The sequence below is a fragment of the Methylorubrum populi genome (assembly GCA_036946625.1).
Taxonomy (GTDB): domain Bacteria; phylum Pseudomonadota; class Alphaproteobacteria; order Rhizobiales; family Beijerinckiaceae; genus Methylobacterium; species Methylobacterium populi_C.
The window spans coordinates 810,201-828,728 of sequence record JAQIIU010000003.1; the positions used below are offsets into that span (position 1 = coordinate 810,201).

Sequence of the window (18,528 nt, forward strand, 5' to 3'; positions counted from 1 at the left end):
GGTCCTCGTTCGCGCTTCTGATGGTCAGCCGTTGAAGTCAGGAATGTCCGGCGGATTTCAAGGCCGCCGCCTCAGCGATCCGCACCACGGCGGCGTCGGCATCGAACGAGGCCGCCAGCAGTTCCTCGGGCGTCAATGGGCAGTCGGGCGGCAGGTTCGGGAGCAGAGAGTCGCCGTAGAGTTCGAGCTCGCCGGCAGCGAGTTCGATCCCGAGGCGCCACACCTTCCGCCAATCGATCCGCTGACGCATCGACCGCTCGTAGCGGGCCTGCGCCGAGACTTGAAAGGCCGCGATCTCCCGGCGCCAATGCAGGTTCGGAGGGGAGTCCGGCGCCGAGACGCGCTTCAGCAGATGCGCGAGCATCTGGATCAGGAGCCGTTCGACCGCACGAATGTGAGACCGCCCCACGCTCTCGATCTCCTCGGCGACGTTCTCCCAATCGAGGACGTTCGAGAGTTCCGGCCGCGCAGCCAGAGCCCGGATGGCCGCCGCCTGTTCCTCGGCCCAGGTCACGATGTCGTCGTCGTAGAGGCTCGGCCGTTCCATCAGGCGACCTGCTTGGCTGGGGTTGAAGACTAATCCTGGGGAACACCGGTCGTCAGCGCAAGGGCGTGGAGCACGCCCCCCATCCGTCCCTGGAGCGCGCCGTAGACCATCTGGTGCTGGGCGACGCGGGTCTTGCCCTTGAAGGCGGAGGAGATGACGGTGGCGGCGTAGTGGTCGCCGTCGCCGGCCAGATCCTTGATCTCGACCGTCGCGTCGGGCAGCGCCTCGCGGATCATCGACTCGATCTCGCGTGCATCCATCGGCATGGGGGCTCTCCGCTCGTCGGTTTCGTCAGGCCGCCGGGGCGGCCGGCCGGCTCGCCATATAGGCGGGGAACCAGCTCTCGTGCGCCGCCTTCAGCTCGGCCACGGATATGGACTCTTCTCCCGGCAGCACCAAGCCGTCGCCGCCGACGATGCCCACGGTCGCCGCATCGATCCCCTGCGCCGAGGCGCTGTAGAGCAGGTCGGCGGCCGCTTCCGCCGGCACGGCGATCAGATAGCGGCCCTGGTCCTCGCCGAACAGGAAGGCGTGCGCCGGCACGCCGTCCGGCGCCGCAGGGAGCGCCGCGCCGAGGCCGCCGGCCATCGCCATCTCGGCGAGCGCCACGGCGAGGCCGCCGTCGGAGAGGTCGTGCACGGTATCGGCGATGCCGGAGACGATCAGGCTGCGCACGAAGTCGCCGTTGCGGCGCTCGACCGCGAGATCGACCGGCGGCGGTGCGCCTTCCTCGCGGCCGAGAACTTCCGAGAGGTAAAGCGACTGGCCGAGCCAGCCCTCGGTGCGCCCGATCAGCACCAGCACGTCGCCCTCGCGCTTGAGCGCGACGGTGGCGTGGCGCTCGACGTCGTCCATGACGCCGACGCCGCCGATGGTCGGGGTCGGCAGGATGCCGACGCCGTTGGTCTCGTTGTAGAGCGAGACGTTGCCGGACACGACGGGGAAGTCGAGGGCGAGGCAGGCCTCGCCGATGCCCTTCAGGCAGCCGACGAGCTGGCCCATCACCTCGGGCTTTTCGGGGTTGCCGAAGTTGAGGTTGTCCGTGATCGCCAGCGGGCGCCCACCCACCGCGGTGATGTTGCGCCACGCTTCCGCCACCGCCTGCCGGCCGCCCTCGACGGGATCGGCCTCGCAGTAGCGCGGGGTCACGTCGGTGGTGAGCGCGAGCCCCCTCGGCCCGTCCTCGACCCGCACGATGGCCGCGTCGCCGCCCGGTTTCTGCACGGTGTTGCCGAGGATGAAGTGATCGTACTGCTCGTAGACCCAGCGCTTCGAGGCGAGTTCCGGCGAGCCGATCAGGCGCTTGAGAGCCTCGGCGTTCGACACGCTCGCCTCGACGCTCGCGGCGGCGACGACCGGCCGGTGCGTGCCGGCGATGTGCGGCCGGTCGTAGAGCGGCGCCTCGTCGCCGAGTTCCTTGATCGGCAGGTCGGCGACGACCTCCCCATCGTGCTTGACGACGAAGCGCAACGTGTCGGTGGTGCGGCCGATCACGGCGAAGTCGAGGCCCCATTTCACGAAGATCGCCTCGGCTTCCTTCTCCATGCCGGGCTTGAGCACCATGAGCATCCGCTCCTGGCTCTCCGAGAGCATCATCTCGTAGGGAGTCATGCCCTCCTCGCGGGTCGGCACCTTTTCGAGGTGCAGTTCCACGCCGAGATTGCCCTTGGCGCCCATCTCCACCGCCGAGCAGGTCAGGCCCGCCGCGCCCATGTCCTGGATCGCGATGACGGCGCCCGAGGCCATTAGTTCGAGGCAGGCCTCCAGCAGGAGCTTTTCGGCGAAGGGGTCGCCGACCTGCACCGTCGGGCGCTTCGACTCGCTGGCCTCGTCGAACTCGGCCGAGGCCATCGTGGCACCGTGGATGCCGTCGCGGCCGGTCTTCGAGCCGAGATAGACGATCGGGTTTCCGACACCGGCGGCCGCCGCGTAGAAGATCGCGTCGGTGCGGGCGAGGCCCACCGCCATGGCGTTGACGAGGATGTTGCCGTCGTAGCGCCTGTGGAAGCCGACGAGGCCGCCCACCGTCGGCACGCCGAAGGAATTGCCGTAGCCGCCCACGCCCGCGACGACGCCCGAGACGAGGTGGCGGGTACGCGGATGATCCGGCGCGCCGAAGCGCAGGGCGTTCAGGGCGGCGATGGGTCGAGCCCCCATCGTGAAGACATCTCGCAAGATGCCGCCGACGCCGGTCGCCGCGCCCTGGTAGGGCTCGATGAAGCTCGGGTGGTTGTGGCTCTCCATCTTGAAGACGCAGGCGAGCCCGTCGCCGATATCGATCACGCCGGCATTCTCGCCGGGACCCTGGATCACGTGAGGACCCGAGGTCGGCAGGCCGCGCAGGTGCTTGCGCGAGGACTTGTACGAGCAGTGCTCGTTCCACATCGCCGAGACGATGCCGAGCTCGGTCAGCGTCGGCTCACGGCCCACGAGGGCGCGGAAGCGCTCGTACTCGTCGGGCGTCAGGCCGTGCTGGCGCACCAGCTCGGGGGTGATCGGAACATCGTTGCGAAACATCCGAAGCCCTGTCCCAAACCTCTGTCGCCGGTCCACACGGTTCGCCCGAACCGCGGACGGCAGGCCCCTCGGCCCGCTGCGACGCAAACAGACTTTGCGCATCGCTCTAGTGCGGATCAGCACCGGCTGCAAAGGGCCACCGCCGCCGCAAGAGGATTGCGCACCACCCGGTTTTTGTTTTCCCTAGGTAAATTGTTCGCTCTTCGCCGTCGCGCGCGTTGCCCGGCAGCCTTCCACCGCCTCGTGAACCGGCTCCGGCCCGGCGACGAAGGCGACGTAATCGAAGGCGTTTCGCGCCCGGCTCGACATCAGAAGCTGGAAGTGCATGCGGAACAGGTTCCAGCGCCGCCGCGCGACGAGGGCCGGTTCGATCAGGTCCGCGATGTCCACCCGCATCACCGCGAGGCGCCCGGGTGGGGCGGCCGGCAGGCCGGAGGCGCTGACCGGATCGCGCAGGTGGATCGAGAGCCAGTCCCAATCGGCACGGATATCGAGCCAGCCGATCGCGGTGTCGCGGCCGATCCGGGCCAAGGAGGCGCGCGCCTCGCCCGCCCGTGGGTCGAGGGTGATCCAGGGGATGACGCTGCCGATGGTCACGAACGTCACCGGCGTGCCGCGGCGGCCGAACGCCGGATCGGCCCTCAGGATGCGGTCGAGGCACTCGAAGCCGAGAAAGCTCGACGAGGAGTGGCCGATCACGACGATCTCGGACGCCGTGCCTTCCGCGGCGCGGATGCGCTCGGCCCAGGGCCCGAGGCGCTCGCGCATCGCGGTCTCGCGGCCGGAGGCGTGGTCGTGGGTGAACGCCGTGTCATCGACGAGATGGGCGACGTAGAGGGGCTTTCCGCGGGTGAGACGGGTGACGAGGCCGAGGATCGCGTAGGCGAAAATCGGCACGAGGACGGCGCCGGCCAGGGGCGGCAGATCCGCGAGCGGCGTCAGTGTCACCGCCGCGACGGCCGCCGCGAGGCTGAGGAGGACGAAGGCCAGGTAGAACTGGTGGACGCTGACGATGACCCGGTAGAAGCGCCGCGCCTCGCGCCGAAACGCCTTCAGGTAGCCGGAGCGCCACAGACGCCACCACAGGCCCGGCAGGCTCGTGAGCCGGCGCAGGTTGGAGCGGGGGAAGCGCGCCCGCACGATGTCGTCCCAGCGCAGCAGGCTGTAGCGCACCCGCGTTGCCTCGCCCTCGGTCTCGCTCGCGACATCCCAGTCGAGGCTGATGCCGTCGTCGGATCGCACAGGGTCGCCGACCGCGATCGCCATGCCGCGCCGCTGCGCCGTGAAGCGGCTCTCGCGGCGGAACAGGCCCCAATAGGTCTCGGGCTCGCGGGGATCGAAGCCCGGCAGGTAGAAGACCTGCCGGACCGCTGCGCTCGCCTCTTGTTTCCGCATCGCCTTTTCAGACAAGCCGGCGGCCACCTTTCGGGACGATGCTCTATCGTCGAGTTCAGGAATGGCGGACCGCCGTTCTCGCAATCGGGAAGGGCGGCCAAGGGGGCACGCCCGTTCGCCCGCTGCCTACACGATGCGGTGGTCCCGCGGCGAGGGCAAACACGTCACACCGGTCGCGTTCGACCGGCCTCGAGCCATTCCCGCAGCTTGGTCCAGCGCCGTCGCGACGCTCCCTCGCGCACGGCCATGCCGATCGCCCGGCGCTGGCCGACCAGCACGACGAGGCGGCGCCCGCGGGTGTCGGCGATCTGCTTGTCGGCGGTTCTCATGGTGCGTCCCCCGGATGTGGACAGGACCCGCGAGCGGAAGCGCGCCGCGCTCTTCGGCTGCGAATGTTCGCTTTATGTTCTTGCTGTGGACAATCTGTGGATAAGCCTTGCATGGCAAATCGCCCGCGCTGCGGCGGGCGGTCGCGGCGAGTCGCGATCGGGCGGAGATTTGCCGTCAGGGACGGAGGGTGATGGGCGTCAGCCGGCCCTCTCGGCATCGGCCAGGAACGCGCGGATCGCAGCGGTGAAGCGCTCGCCGTAGGCCTCGCGCTTGCGCTCGCCGACCCCGTGGACCGAGCGCAGCGCCCACGGATCGACTGGCTTCGAGCGCGCCATCTCGATCAGGGTGCGATCGGGAAACACCATGAAGGCGGCAATCCCCTCCGCCCGGGCGATGGTGGCGCGCAGGCCACGCAGATGCTGGAACAGCGCCTCGTCCGCTTCGCTCAGCGCGTTCGCCTCGTCGTCGCGGGACATCGCGCGGCGGCTCCTCGGCTCGGCCTTCCTCGGCTCGGGATCGGGCCTGACCTCGATCGTCTCGCGCCCGAACAGGATCGCCTCGCCCTTCTCGGTCATGACGAGGCCGCCGTACCCGTCGGCGTTCTCGGCCACCGCACCGGCGGCGAAGAGCTGGCGCAGCAGGGCGCGCCAAGCCGCCACCGGCTTGTCGGCGCCGACGCCGAAGGTCTTGAGCGCGGCGTGGCCGTTGCGGCGGATCGGCTCGCTCTCCTTGCCGTGCACGACGTCGCAGACATAGGCCGCGCCGAAGCGCTGGCCGGTGCGCACGATGGCCGAGAGCAGCTTCTGCGCCGCCACCGTGCCGTCGATGAGGGAGACGCCGCTGCGGCACAGGTCGCAGCGGCCGCAAGCGGCGCTCGCCTCGCCGAAATAGCCGAGCAGCGACTGGCGGCGGCAGGCGGCACCCTCGCAGAGCGCGATCATCGCCTCCAGCTTGCGCCGCTCGACCCGGCGCCGCTCCTCCGAGATCTCCTTCTCGTCGATCTGGCGCCGCCGCAGCGCCATGTCGTCGAGGCCGTAGAGGGTCAGCGTGTCGGAGGGCAGTCCGTCGCGGCCGGCGCGGCCGATCTCCTGATAATAGCCCTCGATGTTGGTCGGCATGTCGGCGTGGCAGACGTAGCGCACGTCCGGCTTGTTGATGCCCATGCCGAAGGCGACCGTGGCGGTCATCACCACGCCGTCCTCCTGCAGGAAGGTGTCCTGGTTCTTCGCCCGCATGCCCTGATCGAGCCCGGCATGGTAGGGCAGGGCGTTGAAGCCGTCCGCCTTCAGGCTGTCGGCGAGCTGTTCCACCCGCTTGCGTGACGAGCAGTAGATGATGCCGCTCTCCGCGCGCCGGTTGCGCAGGAAGCGCTCCAACTGGCGGGTCGGGTTGTCCTTCGGCTGGAAGGTCAGGCGGATGTTCGGCCGGTCGAAGGAGTGGACGAAGGTTCTGGGCGGGCGCCCCGCCGGGAACAGCCGCTCGGCGATCTCGGCCTGCGTCGCGGCGTCGGCGGTGGCGGTCAGCGCCAGCGTCTGCACGTTGCCGAGCGCCTCGCGGGCGCGGGCGATCTCGCGATATTCCGGGCGGAAGTCGTGGCCCCATTGCGAGACGCAGTGCGCCTCGTCGACAGCCAGCCGCCGCACGCCGGCTCCGCGCAGGGCCTCCATGCAGCCGTCCATGAGCAGTCGCTCCGGCGAAACGAACAGCAGCCGCAGGGCGCCGGAGCGGATCTTGCGCCACGTCTCGCGCGAAGACGTTTCCGCCACCGTCGAGTTCAGGGTCGCGGCCTCGATGCCGAAGGCGCGCATCTGCTGCACCTGATCGTGCATCAGCGCGATGAGCGGCGAGACCACCACGGTGAGCCCGGCATCGACCAGGGCGGGCAGTTGGTAGGTCATCGACTTGCCCGAGCCCGTCGGCATCACCGCGAACACGTCCGCGCCGTCGAGCACGGCGCCGATCACCTCGTCCTGTCCGGAACGGAAGTCGTCGTAGCCGAAGGTTTTCTTGAGCGCGGCGCGGGCCTCGTCGAGGCGTTGGGACATGGGGTCTCGAAAGCTCGGGCTAGGACTAAAAGGTTCGGCGGCTTGTGCCGGTCGGAAACGGCGCCTACCCTACAGCGGCAACGCGCTGGTTGTAGCCGAGACGTGTGCCCATGTCCCTGACGATCGACGGCGAGGAAGTCGATCAACTCGCCGAGCAACTGGCCGCTTTGTTGCAGGTCGACGAGACCGAAGCTGTGCGTATGGCACTCCTCAACGAGCTGCAACTCTGCGAAGCGTCGCTGGCGGACGAGACGAAATCGTACCCGTCGCGGCAGCGCTACGGAACTGCGGCAGCCGAGTCGGATACCGTGTTTGAAGCCGATATCCACTCCGATCCAACGTAAACCTCATCGCGCTGCAACGACGATGGCTGCCCCCGCCATCACGGTACCGGCTCCCCGGTTCACCGCCCGCCGCGCGCGGACCGAGACGAAAAGGCGTCGGACCCGAAGCGCGGCAAGCGCGTAGGCAGTCAGCGTCGTGCCGAGCACGACCACGATGGTAACGGCGATCTCCGCCATCCCGAGCGGTCTCAGATGTTCGAGATCGATCACGGTCGGCAGCAGGGCGAGGAAGAACAGGACAACTTTCGGATTGCCGAGCGTCAAGGCCAAACCACCGAGGAAGAGGCGCAGCCCGCTCTCGCCGCGGACCGGCTCGGTCGCGACGGGTTCGACGGGCGCGGTCCAAGCCCGCCACGCAAGGTAGGCAAGATAGGCCGCGCCCAGATAGCGGAAACCAATGAAGAGCGCAGCGAAGCTCTGCGCGAGCAACGCGAAACCCATCGCGGCGACGAAAAACCAGAGAAGGTCACCGACGAGGAATCCCGCGATGAAGGCGGGGACACCGCGCGTGCCGCGCGCCAGCACGCGGGCGACGAGAGCAAACACACCCGGCCCGGGGGAGGCGACCGCAACTGCGTATACGGCCGCGAACAGCGCGAGGCTTGACAGAGGCATTCCACGTCTCAGCCGGCATCCGGCGCTACGGCGCGCCCGTCCACTATCCGTACCATGTCGGCGCGGCCAGACAACTCGACGAACATGGCCGGATCGGCCCCTGTCATCCAGACCTGCCCCTCCAGGGCCTCGAGAGCCTCGAACAGCCCGCCCCGCCGCCGCGGGTCGAGATGGGCGGCCACCTCGTCGAGCAGGATCAGGGGCGTGAGTCCGCTCATCGCCCGCACCAGCCGGGCATGGGCCAGCACGAGGCCGATCAGCAGCGCCTTCTGCTCGCCGGTCGAGGCGGTCGCGGCGGGCACGTCCTTGGGGCCGTGGCGCACGACGAGATCGGTGGTCTGGGGCCCGATCAGGGTGCGGCCGGCGGCCCGGTCGCGGTTTCGGCCCTGCATCAGCGCCCGGCGGAAGCGATCTTCGGCCTCCAGCGCCGGCCAGACCGCGACGAGATCGTCGAGATCGCCTTCGAGCCGGATGGAGGCCCACGGGAAGGGCGCGGCATCGTCCCGCGTCTCGGCGATCAGCCGGTCGAGGCGCTCGACCGTCTCGCGCCGGGCGAGTGCCACGGCGACGCCGAGTTCGGCCACCTCGCGCTCGACCGCGTCGAGCCAGCGGGCATCGTCCGGCCGCTCGTCGAGCAGACGGTTGCGCGAGCGCAGGGCCCGCTCCATCGCCGAGACCCGGGCGCCGTGGCCCGCATCGACGGAGAGCACGAGCCGGTCGAGGAAGCGGCGCCGGTCGCCGGCCGGCCCGCGAAACAGCCCGTCGAGGTCCGGCGTCAGCCAGACGACCCGCAGGAACTCGGCGAAGGCGACCGGGGAGGGGGCCGGCGCCCCGTCGATGCGGCAGACCCGCATGCCGCGTCCGTCGTAGCCCGGCGGCTCGTAGCCGGTGCCGAGCCGGTGCTCGGCCTCCTCGCTTTCCAGGGTGGCCGAGACGGCGAAGCCGCCGGGGCCGCCGAGACGGGCCATGGTCGCGAGATCGGCCCGGCGCAGGCCGCGGCCGGGGCAGAACAGCGAGACCGCCTCCAGAAGGTTGGTCTTGCCCGCCCCGTTCTCGCCCACCAGCGCCACGAAGCGGCGCGCGATGGCGAGGTCGAGGTCGACATGGTTGCGGAAATCGCGGGCGATCAGGCGGGTGAGGCGGGTCGCGACGGGGGTGGACTCATTCATACGGCGACAGGCCGGATCGATCCCGAGCGGAACGAAGCACGCGGGAGAAGGATCGGATACGAGCGGAACACGAGGATGCGGACGTCCAGTGCGATTTCGGGTGCAGGGCGCCCCTGCATCGGCGTTCGGGATCGGCAGCGCTCGCGCCGTTCGGCGACGAAGCGGACCGCTCGGCTCGGATTGTCCGCTGCGATGACGAGCGGTCTCACCCGCCGGCCTTCACCCTCGCGCCGTCATGGGCGGCCATGTCATCGAAAACCGCGTCATCGAAAACCGCGTCGGCGGTTTCGTAATCGCCGCGCCCTCGCACCATGCGTCCCGCGACGCGGCGAGGCGTCTTTCGCGCGCTTTCAGCAGCCTGATGCCGTCCACGACGGCAGGCGGATCGCGCCCTGCGGCGACGAGATCGAAGGCCGATTGCTCGGGGTCGAGGATAACGGGCTTCGACATGGCCAATTCGCTTGGGGCTCCCTCGCCATCACCATATCCTCGGCGAGCGAGAGGCGCGAGGCGTCGTCCCCGCGTCACACGCGCATCGGCATCAGCACGTAGAGCGCCGGCGCCCCCTCACGGTCCTGGATCAGCGTCGGCGAGCCGGGATCGGCGAGCTTGAACAGGGCGGTGTCGGCCTGGAGCTGTGCGGTGATGTCGAGCAGGTAGCGGGCGTTGAAGCCGATATCGAGGGCGGCGGCCTCGTAGTCGACGTCCAGTTCCTCGGTGGCCGAGCCGGCATCCGGGTTGGTCACCGAGAGGGCGAGCCGGCCGTCGCCCATGGCGAGCTTGACCGCGCGTCCGCGCTCGGAGGAAATGGTCGAGACGCGGTCCACCGCCTTGGCGAAGGCGTCGCGCTCGACGGTCAGGCGCTTGTCGTTGCCGGTCGGGATCACCCGCTGATAATCCGGGAAGGTGCCGTCGATCAGCTTCGAGATCAGGGTGACGCCCCCGGCGAAGGTCAGGCGGATCTTGGCCGGCGACAGCTCGACCTGCACGCTCTCGCCGCCGTCGTCCACGAGCTTCTGGATCTCGGCGACGGCTTTCCGCGGCACGATGATGCCCGGCATGCCGCGGCTGCCCTCAGGTGCGTCGGTCTCGACCCGGGCGAGCCGGTGCCCGTCCGTGGCCACCGCGCGCAGCTTCGGCGCGCCCTCGACCTCGACGGTGTGGAAGTAGATGCCGTTGAGGTAGTAGCGCGTCTCCTCGGTCGAGATCGCGAACTGCGTCTTCTCGATCAGTTGCTTCAGCTCGGCCGCCGGGATCGCGAAGGAATGCGGCAACTCGCCCGCGGCGAGATCGGGGAAATCGTCCTCGGGCAGAGCGCCGAGCGCGAAGCGCGAGCGGCCGGAGCGGATCGTCATCTGCCCGGTGTCTCCGGAGGTCTCGAGCGAGACCTGCGCGCCTTCGGGCAACTTGCGCACGATGTCGTAGATGACGTGCGCCGGCACGGTGGTGGCGCCGGCATCGAGCACGTCGGCCGGCACCGTCTCGGTCACCTCGATGTCGAGGTCGGTCGCCTTCAACTGCAGACCGTTCTCGCCGGTGCGCAGCAGGACGTTGGAGAGGATCGGGATCGTGTTGCGCCGCTCCACGACCCGGTGCACGTGGCCGAGCGATCTCAGGAGGGCCGCGCGCTCGACTGTGACTCTCATCGGAAAACCCGTCGTCTCTTGAACAAGTGGCCCGTCCGCCCGCGATCCGGCCCGAGAACGGCGGGTTGGGGAGGGGGCGCACAGCTTGGCGAAGCGCCCCTCCGAAGGCAAGGGCGCCAGGGGGCCTGTCCCAGGGCGATCGCTTCGAGCGATTGCCCTGGGGCCCCGTCCCGCCCGCGCGGCACCGCGGACGGGTTCCTGGTGCACTCCAAACTCGGGCGCGAGGGGAAACCCACGCCCGAAGCCGGCCGGCGGTCAGTCCTGAAGCATGCGCTTCAGCAGTTCGACCTCATCGCCGAGCACCGCGTCCTCGCCGATCAGCTTCTCGATCTTGCGCACCGCGTGCAGCACCGTGGTGTGGTCGCGCCCGCCGAAGCGGCGGCCGATCTCCGGCAGGGAGCGCAGGGTCAGCACCTTCGACAGGTACATGGCGATCTGGCGCGGCTTCACCACGGCGGCGGTGCGGCGCTCGGACAGGATGTCGGAGCGCGAGACGTTGTAGCGCGAGGCCACCAGCTTCTGGATGTCCTCGATCTTCACCCGTTTCGGCTCGCGGTTCTTCACGAGGTCGCGGATCGCGGTCTCGGCGGTCTCGACCGTCACCGGCGCGCCGGTCAGCGTGGCATGGGCCAGGAGCCGGTTCACCGCGCCTTCGAGATCGCGGCCGTTGGCGGTAATCGCCCGGGCGACGTAGGCGGACACCGCCGGCGAGACCTCGAAATTCGGGTGGCTCTGGCGCACGGCGTCGAGGCGGGCGGACAGGATCGAGGTGCGCAGCCCCTCGTCGAGGCCGCCGATCTCGACGACGAGGCCGCCCGCGAGCCGCGAGCGCACCCGTTCGTCGAGGGATTCGAGTTCCGTCGGCGGCCGGTCGGAGGCGACCATCACCTGGCGGCCCGAATCGATCAGCGCGTTGAGGGTGTGGCCGAACTCGGTCTGGATCGACTTGCCCTGGATGAACTGGACGTCGTCGAGGATCAGCAGGTCGATCGCCCGCAGGCGCTCCTTGAACGCGAGCGCACTCTGCGTCTTCAGGGCGTTGACGAAGCCGTACATGAAGCGGTCGGCGGTGAGGTAGATCACCCGGCGCCCGGCCTCGCGGGCGGCGTGGCCGGCGGCGTGGAGCAGATGCGTCTTGCCGAGGCCGACGCCGGCATGGACGTAGAGCGGGTTGTAGAGCACACCCTCGCCGTCACTGCGGGCGATCCGCTCGGCGGCGGCATGCGCCAGGGCGTTCGAGCGGCCGACGACGAAGCTCGCGAAGGTCAGACGCACATCGAGCGGCGCACCGTTGAGATCGATCGCGGCCGCGTCCCCGCGGGGCGCGGCCATCTCCGGCTCGATCATCGGGCCGGGGCCCTGGAGGGCGGCCGGCGTCGCCGTGGCGTGGAGCCGGGTCAGCGGACCGCTGGTCGGATGCGGCTTCATGGGGGCGCCGGCCGCGGGCCGGGCCGACGCGGACGGACCGCGCACGCCGACCTCGATCCGCTCCACGATCTCGGCCTCGGCATGGAACGTCGTCAGCACCCGGTCGAGATAATGCGACTCGATCCAGCTCTTGAGGAAGCGGGTCGGGACGGTGAGCCGGGCGACGTTGCCGGACACCTCCTCCAGTTCGAGACGGGCGAACCAGCTCGCGAACACATCCTCACCGAGTTCCGCCCGCAGCCGCCGCTTCACCCGAGCCCAGGCCGCGGGGATGTCGGCGCCCCCCCTGCCGTTCCCGCCGTCGCCGTCCGCCATGCTGCCGTCGAGGTGCATTACCGTGTCTCCTCGCATCCCGGGCCGGCGGACCGGCGGGGGATGCGTACGCATACGCCACACGAGAGAGGCACCGCCCCGAGTCGGGCGGTGCCGAGATCGGCCTCGGCGCTGTCAAGAGCAGCGCCATCGACCATCGCTAAAGATGGCTGTGTATCAACAATCCTCTATCGTTCTCCTAACAGCGGGACGATCGGGGAAAACATCTGCACGCGCCCCGAGTCGTCGGCCCGGGGCCGAAGAGTCGAAGGCCTGCCGGCAACTTGGGGACGACTCAGGGGGTATCGGTGCTCATCTTGTCGAGTCGCCCGGTCGGCAAGGTTTCGTTAAGCTACACGGTCAGCGCGGCAGCGGGCAACAGGCGGGACCTCGAACATGGTTAACCAGGTCCTGCCGACGAGCCGGACAGTCCCTCGCAAGGGGTGATTCGGGATAACGGCACACGAAATGTGGAGAAGCGTCGGGGAACGGTGCACAACTAGAGCGCTCTCCGCCGAAGTGGACACCGGTTCGGCGTGAGAGAGCGCGTTGGCTCCAAGGCGCCGAAGGACGCCGGGCGCCCCCGAAGAAGGAAGCGCCCGCCGGGTGTATGCCGGCTTCGGACCGGTGCCTCGGCGAACGCGCACGAAAAAAGCCCGGTCAAGGACCGGGCTCGATTCGTCATCGCGGCAGCAGGCGCCGGACAGATCCCTCTCGAAGAGGCCGGCAGACCCCTCGGCGTCTCAGGCGGCGATGGCCTTCACCCGCGCGGCGAGGCGCGACACCTTCCGCGAGGCGTTGTTCTTGTGAACGATGCCGTGCTGGGCGGCGCGCATGATCTCCGGCTCGGCGGCACGGAGGGCGGCGAGGGCCGTACCCTGATCGCCGGAGGCGATCGCCTCCTCGACCTTGCGGACGAAGGTGCGCATCCGCGAGCGGCGCGAGCGGTTGATCGCCGTACGCTTGGCGATCTTGCGGGTCATCTTCTTGGCCGACACGGTGTTGGCCATGGGCATCCTCGTCTGGTCGCGGCGGCAACGACCCGACCCCGGACGATCCGGTATCGGTCAGCGCAGCCTGAATGATAAGCAAAGGCGAAACACCCGGCTGCAGGACTGCGGCCGGACGTGAAGGCCGCTCTATAGCGACGCCCCCCCGATCCGTCAACAAATCGTCACGCCACGGCTCGGTCTTGCCGTTCGTGCATTTTGTTGGCCGCAGGAGCGTTGCCAAGCGGAAAGCGATCCGCTAATGCCGCGTCCAGTTCGGCGGCGGCACCGCCCCCCGACACCGCGCTGCGGTAGCTCAGTGGTAGAGCACCTCATTGGTAATGAGGAGGTCGAGAGTTCAATCCTCTCTCGCAGCACCATCCTTCTCAGAGCCTGTTTGACAGCGGTGATCCCATCTCGCCCCTCATCCTGAGGTGCCGGAGCGCAGCGGAGGCCTCGAAGGGGGCTCCAGGGATCGCGCGGGATCTGGAACACCCTTCGAGACCGCTTCGCGGCGCCTCAGGATGAGGGTGGGGATGGGAGTTATGGCTTTCCTCTTGTCCTGCCGTTGCCTGACGAAGACACGCCAGCCGCTCAAACAGGCTCTGAAGCGTGTTATGAGCTGACGGACCGGTTTGGCGTTGTGGTTCATGCCGACCGATCTTCGCGCCTACCCGTCCGATGTGTCCGATGAGAAGTGGGCGTTGGTGGTGCCCTGTCTCGCCTTGCTGCGGGAGGACTCGGTCCAGCGCGACCACGATCTGCGCGAGGTGTCCAACGGGCTGCGCTACATCGCGAGGACGGGCGCACCGTGGCGGTTCATGCCGCACGATCTGCCGCCCTGGGCCGCCGTCTACCAGCAGACGCAGCGCTGGCTGTCCGCCGACAGCTTCGCGGACGTGGCTGGCGACCTGCGTGCGGGGCTGCGGATGGCGGCCGAGCGGGAGCCGGAGCCATCGGCGGTGATCCTCGACAGCCGGACGCTGCGCTCCTCGCCCGAGAGCGGTGAGCGGGCGGGCTACGACGGGGCCAAGCGCAAGCGGGGTGCGAAGGGGCATCTGGCGGTGGATACGCCCGACCATGTCGTGGCGCTGCACGTGACCGCCCGCCGATATCGATGACCGGGCCGAGGTCGGCCGGCTGGCCGCCGCGGTTCAGGCGCAGACGCAGGACAGCATCGAGGTGGGCTTTGTCGACCAGGGCTACTCTGGTCCCAAGCCTGCGGCCGCCGCGAAGAAGGCTCATGGCATCGAGTTGGAGGTGGACAAGGCGCCGCACGCCAAGCGTGGCTTTGTTCTGCTGCCGCGCCGGTGGGTGGTGGAGCGCTCGTTCGCCTGGGCGACCCGCTGCCGGCGTCTGGTCAAGGATTACGAGCGCTACGCCAGCACATTGGCAGGTCTTCACATGGTCGCCTTCGTCTGCATCATGCTCCGGCAAGCCGAAAAGCTCATGGAAAGTGCATAATACGCTCTAGATAATCAGAATTCCACAGATAAAGCAATATATTGATCGGATTTTAACCATAGATTATTGATTTTTCATCGGCTTTTTTCAAAAGCCGGAGTCCACCTTTCGGGACGATACTCTAGTGTCTCTCGCAAAACGCCCGCTGCGCCGTTGCGCCCGGAGCGAGCGTGATCAGTGATCGAGAGTCTTGTGAGGCACTCTTACTTCCGGATCGAAGCAGTTATCGTCTGGCGCCACGGCACGATGTGCGGGGGGCAAAGCGGCCGTCGCACGCGCCTCGGCGGCGGCGAGCAGCGACAAGCCCAGCCGCCGATCTCCATCGGTCAGGCCGTGACCGATTGCACCGATCGCCTTCGGCGCCAAAAGCGAGGATCTTCCGAGGCCGCTCGGCATCACCTCATGATGAGGGGTCGGGAGGATCGGGGCGTCAAATCGGTCCGATCATCTCCACGGCAAGGGCGGTGGCTTCGCCGCCGCCGATGCAGAGGCTGGCGACGCCGCGCCTCAGCCCGCGAGCCTGCAAGGCGCCGATGAGCGTCGCGACGATGCGCGCACCGCTGGCGCCGAGCGGGTGGCCGAGCGCGCAGGCGCCGCCGTGGACGTTGAGCCGGTCGTGCGGGATGCCGAGTTCCCGCATCGCGATCATCGGCACGAGTGCGAAAGCCTCGTTGATCTCGAACAGGTCGACCTCGGATACGTCCCAGCCGACCTGCTCCAGCAGGGTCCGGATGGCGGGAACGGGCGCGCAGGCGAAGCGGGCGGGCGGTCCGGCGTAGCCGGCCGTGCCGACGATGCGGGCGAGCGGCGCGAGTCCCGTATCCCGCGCGGACGCGGCATCGGCCAGGACCAGGGCGGCGGCGCCGTCGGAGATCGAACTGGCGTTGGCCGCCGTGACGGTCCCGTCCGGGGAGAAGGCCGGGCGCAGCGACGGGATCTTGTCGGGCTTGGCCTTCCCGGGCTGCTCGTCCTGCTCGACGCGCATCGCCCCGACCGACACGCCGACCAGTTCGCGCGCGAAGGCGTGCTCCGCCTGTGCGGCCAGCGCCCGGCGCAGGCTTTCCAGCGCGTAGGCGTCCTGATCGATACGGCTGAAGCCGTACTCGGCGGCGATCCGGTCGCCGAAGCTCCCCATCAGGCGCCCCGGCTCGTAGGCATCCTCCAGGCCGTCGTGGAACAGGCTGTCGACCGCGCCGCGATGGCCGAGCCGGGCGCCGCCGCGGAGATCCGGCAGGAGGTGCGGCGCGTTGCTCATGCTCTCCATGCCGCCCGCCACGACGAGGTGCGCGAGACCGGCCCGCAACAGGGCATGGCCGAGGATCAGCGCCTCCATGCCGGAGCCGCAGACCTTGCTCACCGTGGTGCAGGGGACCGCTTCCGGCAGCCCCGCGGCGAGGGCCGCCTGCCGGGCGGGCGCCTGGCCGAGACCGCCGATGAGCACGCAGCCCATCAGCACCCGGTCTACATCGGCGCCCTCGGCACCGGACCGGGCGAGCGCCGCACGGATCGCGGCGGCGCCGAGCCGGGGCGCGGTGAGGCCGCTCAGGCTCCCGAGCAGACCGCCCATCGGGGTGCGGGCATAGCCGAGGATCACGGTGTCGGAACGGGCGTCGGTGCGCATCACAGGGTCCTCGCGATGACGAGCCGCTGGATGTCGGAGGTGCCCTCGTAGATCTGGCACACCCGCACATCGCGGTAGATCTTGGCCACGCCGTACTCTTCCAGGTAGCCGTAGCCGCCGAGCGTCTGGATCGCCCCGGAGCAGACGGCCTCCGCCGTCTCGCTGGCGACGAGCTTGGCCATCGAGGCCTCGCGCAGGCAGGGGCGGCCCGCATCCTTGAGGGCGGCGGCGTGCAGCACGAGCTGGCGCGCCGCCTCCAGCCGGGCGGCGAGGTCGGCCAGACGGAAGCCGACCGCCTGATGCGCGATGATGGGGCTGCCGAAGCTGCGGCGTTCCTTGGCGTAGGCGACGGCGATGTCGAGGGCGCCTTGAGCCATGCCGACGCATTGCGCGGCGATGCCGATGCGTCCGACCTCCAGATTGGCCAGCGCCGTGCGGTAGCCGCCGCCGATCCGGCCCAGCACCGCGTCGTCGGGCAGTTCCAGCCCCTCGAACAGCAGCGCGCAGGTGTCCGAGGCACTCTGGCCCAGCTTGTGCTCGACTTTCTCGACGCCGTAGCCCGGCGTGTCGGTGGGGACGAGGAAGGCGGTCATGCCCTGGCGTCCCGCTTCCGGATCGGTGACCGCGACGACGAGGGCGAGGCCGGCGATGCGGCCGGAGGTGATGAACTGCTTGCGCCCGTCGAGCCGCCAGCCGCCCTCGACGCGCCGGGCCCGGGTGCGGATCGCCGCCGCGTCGGAACCGGCATCGGTCTCGGTCAGGGCGAAGGCGCCGATGGTGCGGCCGGAGACGAGATCGGGCAGCCAGCGCGCCTTCTGCGCCGCGCTGCCCTCCGCCAGCAGGCTGTTGACGATCAGGCCGTTCTGGATGCTGACGATGGTGGAGAGCGCTCCGTCGCCGGCCGCGAGTTCCATGAGCGCGAGGGCGTAGGAGATGTAGTCGGCGCCCGCCCCGCCGAATTCCTCGGGCGCCGTCATGCCCATCAGGCCGAGGCCTGCGACCGCCTCGAACACCTCCGCCGGATAGCAGCCGTCCCGCTCGAACACCCGCGACCGCGGCCGGATCGCGTCGCCGACGAAGGCGCGCACCGCGTCGCGGATCATGGTCTGCTCGTCCGTCAGGATCATCGGCCGGTTCCTCCCGGATGCGAGCTTTACGCCGCCTCGGCATCGGCGCGCCCCATCCCTTCGGCCGGGGCGCGACATCCCTCCGCAGCGGTGGTGTGGCCACGGCACAACATCTCCGCGAACCCGCCGCGGGCACGATTTTGGTATGGGCTCCTCGGGCCCGATCCCCGGCCATCCTACCCCGCGACGACGCAGGCCGGACAGGGGGGGTGGACATGGCTTTCGGGAAAGCGGTCGCGGGAGCGGCCCTGGCGATCGGGCTGATCGCGGCAGGAGGACAGGCGCGTGCGGCGGATCTCGCACCACAGCCGGCCGTTCCGAGCTTCGCGGCCGCCCCGCAGGACACGTGGTACGTCCAGGCCGGCCTCGCCAGCGTCAACTTCTACGAGCGTGCGCGGGTCTCGGCCTTCGGCACCGAGATCCCCGGCGCCCGCGCGCGGGTCGGCGACGGCGAGACCTTCGCCCTCGGCGTCGGCTATTTCTTCACGCCGAACATCTCCGCCATCGGCATCATCGGCTATCCGCCCACCACCACGATCAGCGGCACCGGCGCCATCGCCGGGCTGACGGCGGGGCGCGTCCAGTACGGTCCGGCGGTCGCGGCGCTCAACTACCACTTCCGCAATTTCGGCGCGTTCCAGCCCTTCGTCGGCGTCGGCGTGAACTACACGCTGATCTTCGACACCACGGACGGGGACATCCAGCGCCTGAAGGTGAACAACGCCCTCGGGCCGGTGCTGCGGGTCGGCTTCGACTACATGCTCACGGACAAGCTCGGCCTGTTCTTCTCGTACAACAAGGTTTTCGTCGGCACGAAGCTGAAGGGCTTCCTCAACCCGGCCATCCCCGGCCTGGGCGGCGCACGGGTCACCGGCAAGATCGACCTCGATCCCGCCATCCTGCATACCGGTCTCACCTACCGGTTCTGACGCGAGAAAGATCGGAAGCCCGGCGCCGGCAAGGAGAACGATACCGTGGC

16 protein-coding genes, 1 tRNA gene and 1 pseudogene are annotated in these 18,528 nt (G+C 69.4%); 4 read left to right on the forward strand and 14 right to left on the reverse strand.

Features of this window, described 5'->3' with window-relative positions; genetic code table 11:
• Positions 1 to 37 precede the first annotated feature (37 nt).
• The 6 genes from PGN25_15230 to recQ all read right to left on the reverse strand — a co-directional run bounded on the left by PGN25_15230 (position 38) and on the right by recQ (position 6,834).
• Complete coding sequence (locus PGN25_15230; GenBank protein MEH3118894.1) at positions 38 to 547, reverse strand: DUF29 domain-containing protein; 510 nt, start codon at positions 545 to 547, stop codon at positions 38 to 40.
• A gap of 29 nt (positions 548 to 576) precedes the next feature.
• A complete protein-coding gene (locus tag PGN25_15235) occupies positions 577 to 813 on the reverse strand; it encodes a BolA family transcriptional regulator (GenBank protein MEH3118895.1) in 237 nt (78 codons plus the stop codon).
• A 25-nt stretch (positions 814 to 838) separates the two neighbouring features.
• Complete coding sequence (gene purL / locus PGN25_15240) at positions 839 to 3,064, reverse strand: phosphoribosylformylglycinamidine synthase subunit PurL (protein MEH3118896.1); 2,226 nt, start codon at positions 3,062 to 3,064, stop codon at positions 839 to 841.
• A gap of 183 nt (positions 3,065 to 3,247) precedes the next feature.
• Positions 3,248 to 4,459, reverse strand: a complete 1,212-nt coding sequence (locus PGN25_15245) for a hydrolase (GenBank protein ID MEH3118897.1) — start codon at positions 4,457 to 4,459, stop codon at positions 3,248 to 3,250.
• A gap of 164 nt (positions 4,460 to 4,623) precedes the next feature.
• The gene (locus PGN25_15250) at positions 4,624 to 4,788 is read right to left on the reverse strand and encodes a hypothetical protein (GenBank protein MEH3118898.1); all 165 of its coding nucleotides are present in this window, start codon (positions 4,786 to 4,788) and stop codon (positions 4,624 to 4,626) included.
• A gap of 198 nt (positions 4,789 to 4,986) precedes the next feature.
• Complete coding sequence (recQ, locus tag PGN25_15255) at positions 4,987 to 6,834, reverse strand: DNA helicase RecQ (protein ID MEH3118899.1); 1,848 nt, start codon at positions 6,832 to 6,834, stop codon at positions 4,987 to 4,989.
• 110 nt (positions 6,835 to 6,944) lie between these two features.
• Here recQ and PGN25_15260 point away from each other — a divergent pair, with 110 nt between their 5' ends.
• Positions 6,945 to 7,178 carry a type II toxin-antitoxin system VapB family antitoxin gene (locus tag PGN25_15260; protein ID MEH3118900.1) on the forward strand — a complete coding sequence of 78 codons (234 nt, stop codon included), beginning with the start codon at positions 6,945 to 6,947 and terminating at the stop codon, positions 7,176 to 7,178.
• Between the two features lie 3 nt (positions 7,179 to 7,181).
• Here the strand turns inward: PGN25_15260 and PGN25_15265 are convergent, their stop codons facing one another.
• From PGN25_15265 to rpsT, 6 genes are all read right to left on the reverse strand, one after another.
• Positions 7,182 to 7,793, reverse strand: coding sequence for a LysE family translocator (locus tag PGN25_15265; GenBank protein ID MEH3118901.1), 612 nt, complete (start codon positions 7,791 to 7,793; stop codon positions 7,182 to 7,184).
• Between the two features lie 8 nt (positions 7,794 to 7,801).
• Positions 7,802 to 8,962: a DNA replication/repair protein RecF gene (recF, locus tag PGN25_15270; protein MEH3118902.1), complete on the reverse strand. Its 1,161-nt coding sequence runs from the start codon at positions 8,960 to 8,962 to the stop codon at positions 7,802 to 7,804.
• A gap of 219 nt (positions 8,963 to 9,181) precedes the next feature.
• A complete protein-coding gene (locus tag PGN25_15275) occupies positions 9,182 to 9,418 on the reverse strand; it encodes a hypothetical protein (GenBank protein MEH3118903.1) in 237 nt (78 codons plus the stop codon).
• A gap of 68 nt (positions 9,419 to 9,486) precedes the next feature.
• Positions 9,487 to 10,608, reverse strand: coding sequence for a DNA polymerase III subunit beta (dnaN, locus tag PGN25_15280; GenBank protein ID MEH3118904.1), 1,122 nt, complete (start codon positions 10,606 to 10,608; stop codon positions 9,487 to 9,489).
• Between the two features lie 255 nt (positions 10,609 to 10,863).
• Positions 10,864 to 12,369, reverse strand: coding sequence for a chromosomal replication initiator protein DnaA (gene dnaA, locus PGN25_15285; protein MEH3118905.1), 1,506 nt, complete (start codon positions 12,367 to 12,369; stop codon positions 10,864 to 10,866).
• A gap of 722 nt (positions 12,370 to 13,091) precedes the next feature.
• Positions 13,092 to 13,358, reverse strand: coding sequence for a 30S ribosomal protein S20 (rpsT, locus tag PGN25_15290; GenBank protein MEH3118906.1), 267 nt, complete (start codon positions 13,356 to 13,358; stop codon positions 13,092 to 13,094).
• Between the two features lie 284 nt (positions 13,359 to 13,642).
• Here rpsT and PGN25_15295 point away from each other — a divergent pair.
• Positions 13,643 to 13,717: transfer RNA gene (locus PGN25_15295), tRNA-Thr, on the forward strand.
• A gap of 270 nt (positions 13,718 to 13,987) precedes the next feature.
• Positions 13,988 to 14,801, forward strand: a pseudogene (locus PGN25_15300) (IS5 family transposase).
• Positions 14,802 to 15,231: 430 nt separating this feature from the next.
• Here PGN25_15300 and PGN25_15305 read toward each other — a convergent pair.
• Positions 15,232 to 16,422 carry an acetyl-CoA C-acyltransferase gene (locus PGN25_15305; protein ID MEH3118907.1) on the reverse strand — a complete coding sequence of 397 codons (1,191 nt, stop codon included), beginning with the start codon at positions 16,420 to 16,422 and terminating at the stop codon, positions 15,232 to 15,234.
• Positions 16,422 to 17,549, reverse strand: a complete 1,128-nt coding sequence (locus PGN25_15310) for an acyl-CoA dehydrogenase family protein (GenBank protein ID MEH3118908.1) — start codon at positions 17,547 to 17,549, stop codon at positions 16,422 to 16,424. The genes PGN25_15305 and PGN25_15310 overlap by 1 nt, the downstream gene beginning before the upstream one ends.
• 215 nt (positions 17,550 to 17,764) lie before the next feature.
• Between PGN25_15310 and PGN25_15315 the strand changes: the two genes are divergently transcribed.
• Positions 17,765 to 18,478 carry an outer membrane beta-barrel protein gene (locus tag PGN25_15315; protein ID MEH3118909.1) on the forward strand — a complete coding sequence of 238 codons (714 nt, stop codon included), beginning with the start codon at positions 17,765 to 17,767 and terminating at the stop codon, positions 18,476 to 18,478.
• Positions 18,479 to 18,528: the final 50 nt, after the last annotated feature.